Raw genomic sequence first — 13,367 nt, 5'->3', positions numbered from 1 at the left:
GCTCGAAAATGAATATTCCCGCCCGCAAGCTCAAAATGTCAGCCGTCAAAAATATTGTTCGCTTCCCTGCGATCAAGGCAAATGGCGGTAAAACCATCCTGGTGGAATCGGTCTTAGAGTCTAAATATTGTCTTCACCTCGAATTTGATTCTACGGTCGAAACCTATTTCCCCCAGCCTAAGACTTTCGCTATCCCTGGTGAGAGTGAGCAAAACAGGTATACCCCGGACTTTGAAGTTCATTACACGTGTGGTCAGCGAAAATATGTAGAAGTTAAACCGTTTAATCGCGCAAGTTCAGAGCATTATCAACTCCTCTTCTCCCGTTTCGAATTGTCACTCGAAAAAACTCTTACTAAGTTCCTGCTTGTAAATGAGGCTGAAATTCTTAGGCAGCCACTCCTATCTAATTACGAAAAACTGTACCAGTACAGGAAACGTCCCACGATCGATATGAGGAACTTGCATCAATTTGCCGAAATTCACCATATTTCGATGCCATTGTCCCGTTTGATAAGTGAACTAGGAAATCAAATTAGCCTTAGAGAAATTTATACTTGGCTTGCCTTAGGGTACTTACGGTTCGACATACATTCAGAACACTTAAGCATGATGACGGAGGTGAAATTCGATGTCTGTTGAATTATGGATCGAAGGTGTTATCGCCGAATTCAAAGATGGAACTCCTTTCAGTAGGGCTATTGTACGTGCGGTAGGCAGAAATGAAATCGTGATGGCCGATATAGTCAACGGTTCAACACTTCGGCTCGATCGTTCAGAACTAGATGCAATTCACGCAGCTGGAGGCGTGAAATTTCTAGCAGACTCACGATATTTAGGTGACTTGAAATTTTCGGATCTCACCGAAAAAGAACAGCTCGAAACAAATCGAAAGCTTAAATATATACAAAAATTGCAAGAACAAAAAATTAATAAAATTACGGAAAAGCGTGCTGTCAAAACTATTTTGGCTGTTGCGCAGGAGCTAGGTGAAAAACCACCTCATTGGCAATCCGTCAGGTCCTGGTACAACAGCTTTGTCGAGGCTGGGATGAAAATGCGAGGGCTTTATCCTAATCATCGATCAAAAGGTTTTTTCGGACCTAAACTGAGTGAAAAAGTATTGGAGATCATCAATGAAGCTGCTAAACGCTATCATCGTCCAAGCAGGCCGACAATGGCATCCATCCACCGAAATGTTGTAGAGAAGGTGATTGCTCACAACTTGGATAACCCGAATGATCTTCTAATTGCCCCCACCTACTGCGCCGTACAGTCACGAATTCTCGATGTGTCCTACCAACATAAAACAAAGTCGAGACGCGGGAGCCGTGCACTTCAAGCCGAACTTGCTGGTGCACATAGCGGAATTGAAACAAGTCGAGTTTTAGAACGGGTCGAAATAGACCATACCTTACTAGATATTCATGTACTTCATGATGAACTCAAGACGCTTTTAGGTCGACCAAGTATTACGGTTCTGATCGATCATTATTCTCACATGGTCCTTGGTTGCCAGCTCTCTTTTGAAAAGCCGTCATTTGCATCCGTATGCATGGCTTGCATGAATGCGTTCCTACCGAAAGATTCGATGATGAAAAATTTGGCGATTGAAGCTGATTGGCCGGCTCACGGAATCCCTACGATGTTGATTTGCGTTTAAAACTGACCCACTAAACCCGCATATTTGCGTCGAAAATTGACCCACGTAACCGACTATCCTGCTTGTTTTTTGAGCGGGAGATAGGAGTGATTAACGTGGCCATTTTGAGCAAGATCAGACGTTGGTATTTCCGTGACAAACTCTCGTTACGGGAGATTGCACGACGTACCGGATTTTCCCGCAACACCGTTCGCCGCTACCTGCGCAATGAGATCAGCGAACCGGTTTATCCCAAGCGACAAACACCCAGTAAGCTTGATGCCTTTGCCGATAAGTTGCGGCAGTGGTTGGTCGATGCTGCACGCACCTCCCGCAAGCAGCGTCGTTCACTCAAACAGATGCACGCTGATTTACGTGCGTTGGGGTTTGAAGGCTCCTATGATCGCGTTGCTGTCTTTGCCCGCGATTGGCGCCGCCAGCAGTTGGAATCGAGTAAAGGTGCGAGCAAGCACACCTATATCCCATTGCAATTCAAACCCGGTGAAGCATTCCAGTTTGATTGGAGTGAAGACTGGGCGGTAATTGCGGGCGAACGGGTAAAGCTGCAAGTCGCTCACTTCAAATTGAGTTACAGCCGAGCTTTCTTTGTCCGCGCTTATTTGCTGCAAACCCACGAGATGTTGTTCGATGCGCACCATCATGCCTTTATGGCTTGGGGTGGCATTCCGCAACGCGGGATTTACGACAACATGAAGACGGCTGTCGATAAGGTAAAACGTGGCAAGCAGCGTGATGTGAATGCGCGCTTTGCAGCGATGGTGAGTCACTACTTATTTGATGCAGAGTTCTGCAATCCTGCTGCGGGTTGGGAGAAGGGTCAGGTCGAGAAGAACGTGCAGGATGCGCGAAGAAGGCTTTGGCAACAGGTGCCCGCCCAACCTTCATTGATTGCTTTGAATGACTGGTTACACGAGCGCTGCGTTCAACTCTGGAGTGAATCCACCCATCCCACTGAAGCATTAACCATTCAAGCGGCATTGGATCATGAGCGATCTTTCCTGATGCCGGTGGGGCAACCGTTCGATGGTTTTGTCGAGCAGCCCAAGCGCGTATCGCCCACCTGTTTAATCACCTTCGAACGCACGCGTTACAGCGTACCGTCTTCCTTCGCTAATCGACCGGTGAGTTTGCATACCTATCATGATCACCTGGAGGTGATTGCGGAAGGCAATATCATCGCGGTGCATACCCGCGTGTTTAACCGCAGGCATGAGCAGGTAACGACAGTGTATGACTGGCGACATTACCTCTCGGTGTTGCAGCGCAAACCCGGAGCCATTCGCAACGGTGCTCCCTTCGCAGAATTGCCCAAAGCCTTTCAATCACTGCAAACCATTTTGTTAAAGCGTGTCGGTGGTGACCGCGAGATGGTGGATATTCTTGCACTCGTGCTGCTGCACGATGAGCAAGATGTTCTCACCGCTGTAGAACTTGCATTGGAAACCGGTTCACCCTCCAAACAAATCGTGATCAATATCCTGAGTCGATTAGTAGAGGGAACACCCATCCCACCGATTGAAGTACCGCCTGCATTAGCACTGAGAGTGGAACCACTGGCTAACGTCACTCGCTACGATAACCTGCGCGCTCAAACCATCAGTACTCAAGGAGGACACCATGCACACTAATCCCATGATCCCCGCACTGAAGTCACTCAAACTCTACGGCATGGCCCATGCACTGAACGATCTTGCTGAACAGGATTCACCAGCATTCCAGGCGAGCACCGGCATCCTTGATCATTTACTCAAAGCAGAACTGGCCGAGCGCGAAGTACGTTCGGTGGCTTATCAACTGAAGACTGCCAAATTCCCAGCGTACCGGGATCTGAGTGGCTTTGATTTTACGAGCAGCATGGCCAATGAAGCATTGATCCGGCAATTGTGTGCCGGTGACTTTATGGATAACGCGCAGAATGTCGTGTTTGTCGGTGGCCCTGGAACGGGCAAAACCCACCTTGCCAGTGCCATCGGCATTCAAGCGATTGAGCAACTACATCGCCGCGTTCGTTTCTTCTCGACCATTGAATTGGTGAATGCATTAGAGAAGGAAAAACAGCAAGGCAAAGCCGGACAAATTGCATCACGTTTAATGCATACCGATTTAGTGATTCTGGATGAGATGGGCTATTTACCCCTCAGTCAAACTGGTGGGGCTTTGTTGTTCCACTTAATGAGCAAGTTGTATGAACGCACCAGCATGATCATCACCACCAACCTCAGCTTTGCTGAATGGTCGAATGTATTTGGTGATGCAAAGATGACTACAGCGTTATTGGATCGAGTCACCCATCATTGCCATATTGTTGAAACCGGCAATGATAGCTATCGTTTCAAAGAGAGTTCAGCACAACCGAAAAAGGAGAAAAAGACGACAACTTATCCACAACCCAAACCTGTAAAATAAACCATTAAGGGTGGGTCAAAATTCAACGCAAAAGGTGGGTCAGTTTTAAACGCAAATCAACAGCAAGGTTAAACATCGCGAGCTCACGGATTCGATGAGAAATCTGTAAACGCACCCGGATTGCCCATACGTCACTGACTTTTAGTGGCGCTTTTTGACCTATAAGTTTTCCTTTATTCCAGGGTTCTTTGAGTAAGTGTTTATCAATGCTGGATGTAAACATAATGAAATACCTCCTGAGATGAGGGGGCTTCTATTATGCGCCTGTGTCACGGAGGTGGTCTGGCTGGACTTCGTTGAGGCGTTAGATCTGGTGCCGACAAGCCTACCCATACTTGCCATCATATTCGTTTATCCGTATATTTGGATCTCCATATGTACAGGGTTGAACCATCATGTCCTACAAAATCCCCGTTCTCTTTGTTTGCACCGGCAATTCCGCCCGCTCCCAGATTGCCGAGGCTTTGCTTCGCCATACGGATAGCCAGAATTTTGAAGCGGCCAGTGCCGGTACCAACCCCAAACCGATCAACCCCAAGGCATTGGAGGTACTGGAAAAAGCCGGAGTTTCAACCGAAGGGCTTTACAGTAAATCACTGGAGACGCTTTCTGATCGACGCTTCGATGTCGTGATTACCCTGTGTGACAAAGCCGCCCAAGAGTGCCAATTGCTGGCAAATCCTGCTGAGGTGTTGGCGTGGAACTTTGAAGATCCTTCGGCAAGCAGCGATCCCAAAGCATTCGAACATATCCTGCAAGCGATTCACGAACGCATCAAGTTGTTCGTGCTGGTAAAAACCAAACGGAACTAAGTTATGCCCTTGACCCCGGATCAATTCAGTAAATGCCTTGCGGATGAAACCCGCGCCCGGATCGCCCTGCTGGTTGCGGGTGAGAAAGAGCTTTGTGTGTGTGAGCTGACCTGCGCCCTGGATGAAATTCAGCCCAAAATCTCCCGCCATTTAGCGCAACTGCGCACCGGTGGTGTGTTGGCAGATCGCCGTCAGGGCCAATGGGTGTATTACCGCTTACACCCGGATCTCCCCACATGGGCGGTCAAGACTTTGAAGCTGATGCGCGAAGCGCACAGTGACTGGCTCGCGCCCAACGTGAGCCGCTTGTGTGGCATGGAAGATCGTCCCCAGCGTTGCTGCTAACCCCGTTCCCAGACCGGTATTCCGGAGGCGATTACATGAAAATTTTATTCCTCTGCACCCACAACAGTTGCCGCAGCATTCTCAGTGAAGCGCTGTTTAACCATATAGCACCCAAAGGCTGGACGGCCTATAGCGCAGGCAGTTTCCCCAGCGGTGAAGTAAATCCACTAACCCTTGAGGCATTGGTTCGCGCCGGGGTATCCACCGCTGGCTTGCGCAGCAAATCATCCGATGAATTCGAACATCTGGAACCGGACATCGTGATTACCGTGTGCGACAAAGCCGCTGGTGAGGCCTGCCCACTGTATCTCGGGCGTGCGGTACGCGCGCACTGGGGGTTGAATGATCCCTCCGAGCTTGCACGAGGTGCTGCTGCACTCAAAACCGACCAGGTTGCTGCTGCCTTTGACGAGTGCATGGCAATCATCCGGCAGCGGATCGATACGATGTTGGCTTTACCGCTGGAGGTGCTTGCCCTTAATCGGGATCAACTCCAAGCCGCGTTAAATGGCATCGGTGAATTGTAATTTTTCGATGCGACAGTAACCCCCTGACTTTTGCTGTGGTGAATTGACGATGACTGATTTGACGCTACCCAATCTCAATACGGATTTGATGGATATTCCCGAGTCCCTGTCTTTAGGGCAGGAGAAGATGTCCACCCACAAACCGCGCATTTTGTTGCTCTACGGCTCTAACCGCCCACGCTCCTTTAGCCGTTTGTTGGTGGAGGAAGCTGAGCGCCTGTTGCAACACCTGGGCGCAGAAACGCGAGTATTTAATCCCAGTGGATTGCCATTGCCCGACGATGCACCGGATACCCACCCCAAGGTGCAGGAATTGCGCGAGTTGGTGCTGTGGTCGGAAGGTCAAGTCTGGTGCTCACCCGAGCGTCACGGTGCAATGAGCGGCGTATTTAAAGCGCAAATTGATTGGATTCCGTTAACCATGGGCGCTGTTCGCCCCACACAAGGGAAAACACTCGCCGTCATGCAAGTCTGTGGTGGCTCGCAATCGTTTAACGTGGTCAATCAACTGCGAGTGCTCGGCCGCTGGATGCGCATGTTCACCATTCCCAATCAATCGTCTGTTGCCAAAGCATTTCTGGAATTTGACGAACAGGATCGCATGAAACCATCTGCCTATTACGACCGCGTAGTAGATGTCATGGAAGAGCTGGTGAAATTCACCTTGCTCCTGCGCGACCGCAGCGATTATTTAGTAGATCGCTATTCCGAGCGTGTTGAGTCAGCGGAAGCCTTGAGTACACGTGTAAATCAATCGGCTATTTAATGCAAAATTTATAAGTAGGCAAAAAATATGGGTTTATTTGAACGCTATTTATCGCTCTGGGTTGCATTGTCCATCGCTGCCGGTGTGATTCTCGGCAATTATTTTCCGGCGGTATTTGCGCAGATCGCTGCACTGGAATTTGCCCATGTGAATATTGTTGTTGCGGTTTTAATTTGGGTGATGATTTACCCCATGATGGTGCAAATTGACTTCAGCGCAATAAAAAATATCGGCCAGCGCCCGCAGGGATTGATCTTAACTGTCGTTATCAACTGGTTAATAAAACCCTTCACTATGGCCGCCTTGGGTTGGTTATTTTTTAAAGTACTTTTTGTTGACTGGGTTGATCCACAAACCGCGCAGGAATATATCGCGGGCATGATTTTGCTCGGCGTTGCGCCCTGTACCGCGATGGTATTTGTGTGGAGCCAACTGACCAAGGGCGATCCCAATTACACATTGGTGCAAGTGTCGCTTAATGATGTGATTATGATTTTTGCCTACGCGCCTATCTGTGCATTTTTGTTAGGCGTCAGCGATATCCATGTGCCCTGGGAAACGCTGATTATTTCTGTTGTGCTTTATGTGCTGCTACCACTGATTGCAGGCGTAATGACTCGTCGCTGGCTGGAATCCAAATCCGGCATCAACGCCAGCCAGCAATTGCAACAATTCCTCGCTGCCTGCAAACCTTGGTCAGTGATTGGTTTACTCGCAACAGTAGTGCTGCTATTTGCCTTTCAAGCGCAGACTATTCTGACCAAACCGCAAGCCATCTTTTTAATTGCTATCCCACTTCTGATTCAAACCTACGGCATTTTTGCGATCAGTTTTGTGGCGGCCAAGGCGATGAAACTACCGTACAACATCGCCGCACCCGCCTGCATGATCGGTACTTCTAACTTTTTTGAGTTGGCAGTGGCCGTAGCTATTTCATTGTTTGGTTTGCACTCGGGTGCAGCGCTGGCCACGGTGGTGGGTGTTCTGGTTGAAGTGCCAGTGATGTTATCGCTGGTCGCGTTTTGTAATCGCACGCAACACTGGTTTGCTCGACCCTAAATTTAATTTTTATTGTTATCTATTTTTAAGGAAACCTTATGTCGCTAGCTCATCCCTTCACGCCGCTTATGATTAACGATGAAGTGGGACAATTATTGTTTACGCCGTGCCCCGGCACCAAAGAGGTGGGTTTACAGCAGTCGCTGGAACAGTTAGCCGCTGCGGGTGCAAACGCGATTCTCACGCTTATGCCAAATGACGAAATGCAACGCAATGCGGTGATTGATTTACCCGAACTCTGTGCAAAGTTGGAGTTGGAATGGTTTCACTTGCCGATTGAGGATGATCATGCACCTGAACAACTTTTTCAGGATGCCTGGCAGAATGCGAGAGAGAAAATTCATGCATTGGTCAATGCCGGTAAAAGCATTGCAATTCACTGCAAAGGTGGCTCAGGGCGCACAGGTCTAGTTGCAGCGCAAATCTTATTGGAGCGCGGCATTCCACTGGATGATGTGATCACACGCGTTCGCGCGATTCGCCCCAATGCGCTACAGATTCCTGCGCATCAGGAGTATATCGCTACACTCGCACAACAAATCTCTGCTTAATAACGTGAATAAAGGATTGGATTATGAAAAAAATCAAAGTTGGTATTAACGGTTTTGGCCGTATTGGTCGTTTGGCATTGCGCGCATCCTGGCATTGGCCAGAGTTTGAATTTGTGCAAATCAATGACCTTGCTGCCGATGCGGAAACTTATGCGCATTTGCTGAAATATGATTCAGTGCAAGGCACCTGGCCGGAAGCGGTTAGTGCAGAAAATGGTGCACTGATCATTAACGGAAAATCGATTCGCATCACCACCAACAAGGCCATTGCCGACACCGACTGGTCGGGTTGTGATCTGGTGATTGAAGCCAGTGGCAAGATGAAAACCGTTGCTGTATTGCAAGCTTATCTTGACCAAGGCGTTAAGCGCGTTGTCGTGAGCGCGCCAGTAAAAGAAACCGGCGCACTGAATATTGTGATGGGTGTAAACCAGCACCTGTTTAATCCCGCCGAGCATCACATCGTCACCGCTGCATCCTGCACTACCAATTGCCTTGCGCCAGTAGTGAAAGTGATTCATGAAAAGCTGGGAATCAAACACGGTTCTATTACGACTATTCACAATCTCACCAACACCCAATCCATTCTGGATCAACCGCATAAAGATTTGCGCCGTGCACGCGCATCCGGTTCCAATTTAATTCCGACCACAACCGGATCGGCGACAGCGATTGCTGAAATATTTCCGGAATTGCGCGGCCGATTGAATGGTCACGCGGTACGTGTCCCCTTGGCCAATGCGTCATTGACGGACTGTGTCTTTGAAGTGGAACGCGCTACCACCGTTGAAGAAGTGAATGGCTTGTTAAAAACAGCCAGCGAAAACGAACTGCTGAATATTTTGGGCTATGAAGAACGCCCCCTGGTGTCTACCGATTACTGCGGTGATCCACGCTCGTCAATTGTGGATGCTTTATCCACCATGGTAATCAACGGCACCCAAGTGAAAATCTATGCCTGGTACGACAACGAGTGGGGCTATTCCAATCGCACGGTTGAATTAGCAAAACTGGTTGGCCTTGCGGACGCAGGAGCATAAACATGGCAACTACCGGGGCTGGCAAGCTGAGCGCAGAGATAAAACAATACTTTGTTGTCACCGGCAATTATTGGGCATTTACCTTAACCGACGGCGCTTTGCGTATGTTGGTGGTGCTGCACTTTCACCAATTGGGTTATAGCCCGCTGCGAATTGCTGCCCTGTTTTTGTTTTATGAAATTTTTGGAGTGATCACCAACTTGGTGGGCGGTTATCTCGGTGCCCGCATCGGCCTTAACCGCACCATGAATATCGGCCTCGCACTACAAGTTATTGCATTGTTGATGCTTGCAGTGCCCACGATCATGCTCAGTCCACTGTGGGTCATGGGTGCACAGGCGATCTCGGGTATCGCCAAAGACCTCAATAAAATGAGTGCAAAAAGCTCAATCAAATTATTGGTACCAGGCGATCAACAGGGCAAATTATTTAAATGGGTTGCACTGCTGACCGGCTCCAAAAATGCGTTGAAAGGTGTTGGCTTTTTTCTCGGTGGCGCATTGTTGGCGCTGATGGGATTTACCAATGCCGTGATCGCGATGGCCGCTGTCCTGGGTGTGATTTGGCTGGCAAGTTTACTTCTCCTGAAAAAAGATTTAGGCAAAGCCAAAAACAAACCCAAGTTCAGTGAATTGTTTTCCAAAAGCCGTGCAATCAATATTTTGTCGGCAGCGCGCCTGTTTTTATTCGGCGCGCGCGATGTGTGGTTTGTGGTGGCCTTGCCGGTATTTTTAAGCAGCCAGCTCGGCTGGGATTTTTGGTGGGTGGGCGGCTTTCTGGCGGCCTGGGTGATTGGTTACGGCATTGTCCAATCTATCGCTCCACTGATTATCGGCAAAGCACAAGGCAAGGTTCCTGGTGGTGGTCACGCCTTCCTGTGGGCACTCATCCTGACGGGTATTCCAGCGGCTATTGCACTGGGCATGAGTTTCACTAGCTTGCCGGTAACTCAGGTATTGATTGGTGGTTTGTTGGTATTCGGCGCCGTGTTTGCGATCAATTCATCGCTGCACAGTTATTTGATTGTGAATTACGCGAAGTCCGATGGCGTTTCACTGGATGTCGGTTTTTACTACATGGCAAATGCCTTGGGGCGCTTGATAGGTACGCTATTGTCTGGCTGGGTCTATCAGGTCGCCGGGCTGGAAGCGTGTTTGTGGGTATCGACTGGTTTTATTGCGTTAGCAGCGTTAATTTCATTGGCCTTACCAAAGCACGTTGCACCCACGTAATTTTTTTCTGTGTTAAGCCGAACAAAAAAGCCCGACTATTTTTGCAAATAGTCGGGCTTTTTACGTTCCGGATTTACTCTGCTTTTGCAAGCAACTTCAAATACTCTTCTGCGGTTTTCATATCATCGGTCTTGAGGGTTTTTCCTTCAGGGCCTTTACCAATCAACGTGACTTGTTTTGCTGGCTCGCCATGCTCCTGAAATTGTTTCAAGGCTTCAGAATCCGTTTTAAATACCCACACACGGCCATCTTTTTCAAAGGTGACGAAACCTGGTTTATCGTAAGGGCCAGCGAATACAGACATCGAAACAAACGCAGTCAACGCGGCAATTGCCAATGATTTTTTCATGAAATTATCCTCGCAGTGTTTAAATTTACCGGGAACAATTTCAACAGCGGCAGGTTACGGTTTTATGACAGCTGTAACATTTCCGTTAAGATTTAGCCAGATAATGCTCGATTTCCTCTGCTGTAGTTCGTGCCGTTCGCCCCACGCCAATCAGCGTGGCAGAGGCCAATCCCGTCCACTCGCCGTAACCGACTAACCACAAGCGTGGTTCCTGTACTGAGCGGGTACCCTCCACATCAACTTTGCCTTCAGAATTGATTACGCCCAATGAATGCAAATGCGAAAGTGCGGGGCGAAATCCGGTACACCAGATCACGGCATCTACCGAAGTCTCGGAACTATCTTCCCAGATAACACTGGTCGCCGTGAACTGTTTGAACGGCCGCACGGAATGCAGCACGCCACGTTCGCGCGCCTCTTTAACGGGTGGCACCATGACCACATCGCCCAAACCACCCACGGGTTGATCGACCTCTCGCCCTTCAAGATGCGCTTTCCAGCGATCCGTAGCGCGCTGGAATAACACGCGCCCATCCACATCATCGGGCAAAAACAGCGGTTCACTCGGAGTAACCCAGGTGCTATCAGCAAGGCGCGATACTTCCGCGAGAATTTGCGCCCCGGAATTGCCGCCGCCTACGACCAGCACTTTTTTATTTTGGAAAGGTATAGGGGATTGGTAGTGAGCCGAGTGGAGCTGAAGCCCTTGGAATAGATTGATACCGGGATAAGGTGGTATGAACGGATTTCGCCAGGTACCGGTGGCACTGACCACGACACGCGCATGCCAAGTCTGGTGTTGGCTGACAACTTCCAGATGATCGCCATGGTTATTCACGGCATTGACTAACAGCGGACGCTGCACCGGAAATTCGTACCGGGATTCATAGTTGGCCAGATACCGAATTACTTGATCGCGACTTGGGTAAGTTTCCTGCGTGGGTGGCATTTGCCAGCCCGATAACGAACTCCAGGTGGAGGGCGAGAAAGAGGTCCGGCCGGTAAAAGCGTTGGATTTAGCCACTTTGAGCATAAGCGGCTGATATTATTCAACATTATGGCGCCTTGCCTAACCGGCCGTTGGCTGTATAACGATGATGGTAACCCCTACCAATGCGACCAAAGCCCCCGCGATGTCCCAACGGGTGAGCGCCACTCCGTCAACAATACGCAACCAGAGGAGAGCAACGCCCAGATATATGCCCGCATAGGCAGCATAAGTGCGACCTGCCGCCGTTGGGTGAAGCGTCAACAGCCACGCAAATAACGCCAGCGAAAGCGCAGCAGGAATTAACAACCATACCGACTTGTTCTGTTTCAGTACCAGCCACGGCAGATAACAACCTACAATTTCGGCAACCGCAGTAATTACAAATATTGTGAAAATTGACAGCAGATTCATTGGCAAAAGATCCTTGATGTGAAGAAGCACAGAAGCTTCAAGTGGAAGAACCGACAAATTTGATGAGCTACGACGATTCCACCATTAAGCTGCCGGGCGCTCAAAATACATCCATCCGGCTACAGCGAACTTTGGAGCTGTTTAAATTGACCTTGGATCACGGCTTTTTCCTGAAGAATGACTTTATTCTCGTCGATCAGAAGCGCCGCTTTATCCTGGGTGGTTTTCAATTCGGTTTTTGTGGTCTCCAGTGTTTGGGATAAGACGGCCACTTGCTTATCAACATCAGCTTTCTGAGTGGTGAGCACGGCCATGTTTTGCGCCAAATGATCATTTTGATGCTGGTATTCCCGGCACTTTGCCACGGCTTCTTCAAGCTCGTGTTTCAGGTTCTGGACATCTTCTATCTTTCCCTTCACGTCGCTATTTAGCGCCCCATTGGCCCGTTTTAATTCATCGGCATGTCGTTGTAACTGCACATTGGCGTCAAACAGCTCTGACGCTCTCGACTCAGCCTGGGCGAGCCGGTGTTGCAGATCCTGGATCTGATCGTTCAGCCCCTGGTTAACTGAACGGAATTGTTCGCGCTCCTGCTGGCGGTCTTCGGCAGTACGCTGCTGGTAATGTTCGAAATGATCGCGGATATCCTTATTTTCTTGTTTGAGTTCCGCAACGCTCTCCTTCAATTCAACAATCCGTGCAGCAGCTTCGTCCCGCTGGGACTCGGCCTTGGCCAGGCTGACACGCGCGTCTTCCAGGGACCGACTTTGCTCGCTTTTTTCTTTGCTCAGCCGTTCGGTCTGGTTCTCCAGGTCCCGTTGTCGGGCAGTTAGTTGCGCCATGGTGTTGTCGGCATGGGTCAACTCTTTGCGGAGTTCTTCCTTTAAAGTCTCGAATTCCTGGCGAGCTTGTTCGATACGGTGGTCGGCCATCTGCTGTACCCGCTCATGCAGGGACTTTACCACCTCGACGAGGTCGTTCGGCAGCCCACTGACATCGGCCGCCTCCCCATTGTCTGACCGCCAACGCTTGAGCAATGGCGCGATGGTGCTTTTGCTGCCGGTGCCCAGGTGTTCGCGCACCCGATCCACCGTGGGTTCCTGGCCTTGCGTTTTAATGGCTTCAGCGGCTTTAGCGATATCGTGATAAGTGACTCCGGCACGGGCCATGGTGATTCCTCTCGGATTATTTAGTAACATATTACATAACACGTAAT

The 13,367-nt window shown here is 49.5% G+C and carries 17 protein-coding genes; 12 read left to right on the top strand and 5 right to left on the bottom strand.

The annotated features are described in order from the left end of the window. Window positions 1–8: 8 nt before the first annotated feature. The 4 genes from NNX04_RS08445 to istB all read left to right on the top strand — a co-directional run bounded on the left by NNX04_RS08445 (window position 9) and on the right by istB (window position 4,068). Window positions 9–641 carry a Tn7 transposase TnsA N-terminal domain-containing protein gene (locus NNX04_RS08445; RefSeq protein ID WP_261948132.1) on the top strand — a complete coding sequence of 211 codons (633 nt, stop codon included), beginning with the start codon at window positions 9–11 and terminating at the stop codon, window positions 639–641. Then, complete coding sequence (locus NNX04_RS08440; protein WP_261948131.1) at window positions 631–1,662, top strand: hypothetical protein; 1,032 nt, start codon at window positions 631–633, stop codon at window positions 1,660–1,662. The genes NNX04_RS08445 and NNX04_RS08440 overlap by 11 nt, the downstream gene beginning before the upstream one ends. Window positions 1,663–1,748: 86 nt before the next feature. Beyond that, a complete protein-coding gene (gene istA / locus NNX04_RS08435; RefSeq protein WP_261946239.1) occupies window positions 1,749–3,290 on the top strand; it encodes an IS21 family transposase in 1,542 nt (513 codons plus the stop codon). Then, window positions 3,280–4,068, top strand: a complete 789-nt coding sequence (gene istB, locus NNX04_RS08430; protein WP_261946238.1) for an IS21-like element helper ATPase IstB — start codon at window positions 3,280–3,282, stop codon at window positions 4,066–4,068. Before istA ends, istB begins: the two co-directional genes overlap by 11 nt. Before the next feature lie 22 nt (window positions 4,069–4,090). On the opposite strand, the gene NNX04_RS08425 is transcribed toward istB, so the two are convergent. Further along, window positions 4,091–4,291: a hypothetical protein gene (locus NNX04_RS08425; protein WP_261948130.1), complete on the bottom strand. Its 201-nt coding sequence runs from the start codon at window positions 4,289–4,291 to the stop codon at window positions 4,091–4,093. Window positions 4,292–4,463: 172 nt separating this feature from the next. Between NNX04_RS08425 and NNX04_RS08420 the strand changes: the two genes are divergently transcribed. The 8 genes from NNX04_RS08420 to arsJ are packed head-to-tail and all read left to right on the top strand — an operon-like array spanning window position 4,464 to window position 10,400. Then, a complete protein-coding gene (locus NNX04_RS08420) occupies window positions 4,464–4,880 on the top strand; it encodes an arsenate reductase ArsC (RefSeq protein WP_261948129.1) in 417 nt (138 codons plus the stop codon). A 3-nt stretch (window positions 4,881–4,883) separates the two neighbouring features. Continuing rightward, on the top strand, window positions 4,884–5,225 hold the full coding sequence (locus tag NNX04_RS08415; protein WP_261948128.1) for a metalloregulator ArsR/SmtB family transcription factor: 342 nt from the start codon (window positions 4,884–4,886) through the stop codon (window positions 5,223–5,225). 35 nt (window positions 5,226–5,260) lie between these two features. Next, window positions 5,261–5,752, top strand: a complete 492-nt coding sequence (locus NNX04_RS08410; RefSeq protein ID WP_261948127.1) for an arsenate reductase ArsC — start codon at window positions 5,261–5,263, stop codon at window positions 5,750–5,752. A gap of 49 nt (window positions 5,753–5,801) precedes the next feature. Beyond that, window positions 5,802–6,518: an arsenical resistance protein ArsH gene (gene arsH / locus NNX04_RS08405; RefSeq protein ID WP_410004083.1), complete on the top strand. Its 717-nt coding sequence runs from the start codon at window positions 5,802–5,804 to the stop codon at window positions 6,516–6,518. Between the two features lie 27 nt (window positions 6,519–6,545). Then, entirely contained in the window at window positions 6,546–7,577 is a 1,032-nt protein-coding gene (gene arsB, locus NNX04_RS08400) for an ACR3 family arsenite efflux transporter (protein WP_261948125.1), read from the top strand. A 38-nt stretch (window positions 7,578–7,615) separates the two neighbouring features. Next, window positions 7,616–8,128: a cyclin-dependent kinase inhibitor 3 family protein gene (locus NNX04_RS08395; RefSeq protein WP_261948124.1), complete on the top strand. Its 513-nt coding sequence runs from the start codon at window positions 7,616–7,618 to the stop codon at window positions 8,126–8,128. Window positions 8,129–8,151: 23 nt separating this feature from the next. Next, window positions 8,152–9,168, top strand: a complete 1,017-nt coding sequence (locus NNX04_RS08390) for an ArsJ-associated glyceraldehyde-3-phosphate dehydrogenase (RefSeq protein ID WP_261948123.1) — start codon at window positions 8,152–8,154, stop codon at window positions 9,166–9,168. A gap of 2 nt (window positions 9,169–9,170) precedes the next feature. Further along, complete coding sequence (gene arsJ / locus NNX04_RS08385) at window positions 9,171–10,400, top strand: organoarsenical effux MFS transporter ArsJ (RefSeq protein ID WP_261948122.1); 1,230 nt, start codon at window positions 9,171–9,173, stop codon at window positions 10,398–10,400. A 73-nt stretch (window positions 10,401–10,473) separates the two neighbouring features. Here arsJ and NNX04_RS08380 read toward each other — a convergent pair whose 3' ends face one another. From NNX04_RS08380 to NNX04_RS08365, 4 genes are all read right to left on the bottom strand, one after another. Then, complete coding sequence (locus tag NNX04_RS08380; RefSeq protein WP_261948121.1) at window positions 10,474–10,749, bottom strand: hypothetical protein; 276 nt, start codon at window positions 10,747–10,749, stop codon at window positions 10,474–10,476. Between the two features lie 85 nt (window positions 10,750–10,834). Continuing rightward, window positions 10,835–11,782: an ArsO family NAD(P)H-dependent flavin-containing monooxygenase gene (locus NNX04_RS08375; RefSeq protein ID WP_261948120.1), complete on the bottom strand. Its 948-nt coding sequence runs from the start codon at window positions 11,780–11,782 to the stop codon at window positions 10,835–10,837. A 36-nt stretch (window positions 11,783–11,818) separates the two neighbouring features. Beyond that, window positions 11,819–12,151 carry a YnfA family protein gene (locus NNX04_RS08370; protein WP_040133149.1) on the bottom strand — a complete coding sequence of 111 codons (333 nt, stop codon included), beginning with the start codon at window positions 12,149–12,151 and terminating at the stop codon, window positions 11,819–11,821. A gap of 119 nt (window positions 12,152–12,270) precedes the next feature. Further along, complete coding sequence (locus NNX04_RS08365) at window positions 12,271–13,320, bottom strand: DNA-binding protein (protein ID WP_011711649.1); 1,050 nt, start codon at window positions 13,318–13,320, stop codon at window positions 12,271–12,273. Between the last annotated feature and the right edge of the window lie 47 nt (window positions 13,321–13,367).

Origin of the sequence: Cellvibrio sp. QJXJ (assembly GCF_024452345.1) — a bacterium.
Lineage (GTDB): Bacteria > Pseudomonadota > Gammaproteobacteria > Pseudomonadales > Cellvibrionaceae > Cellvibrio.
This window is presented reverse-complemented; position numbering and strand designations above follow the sequence as displayed.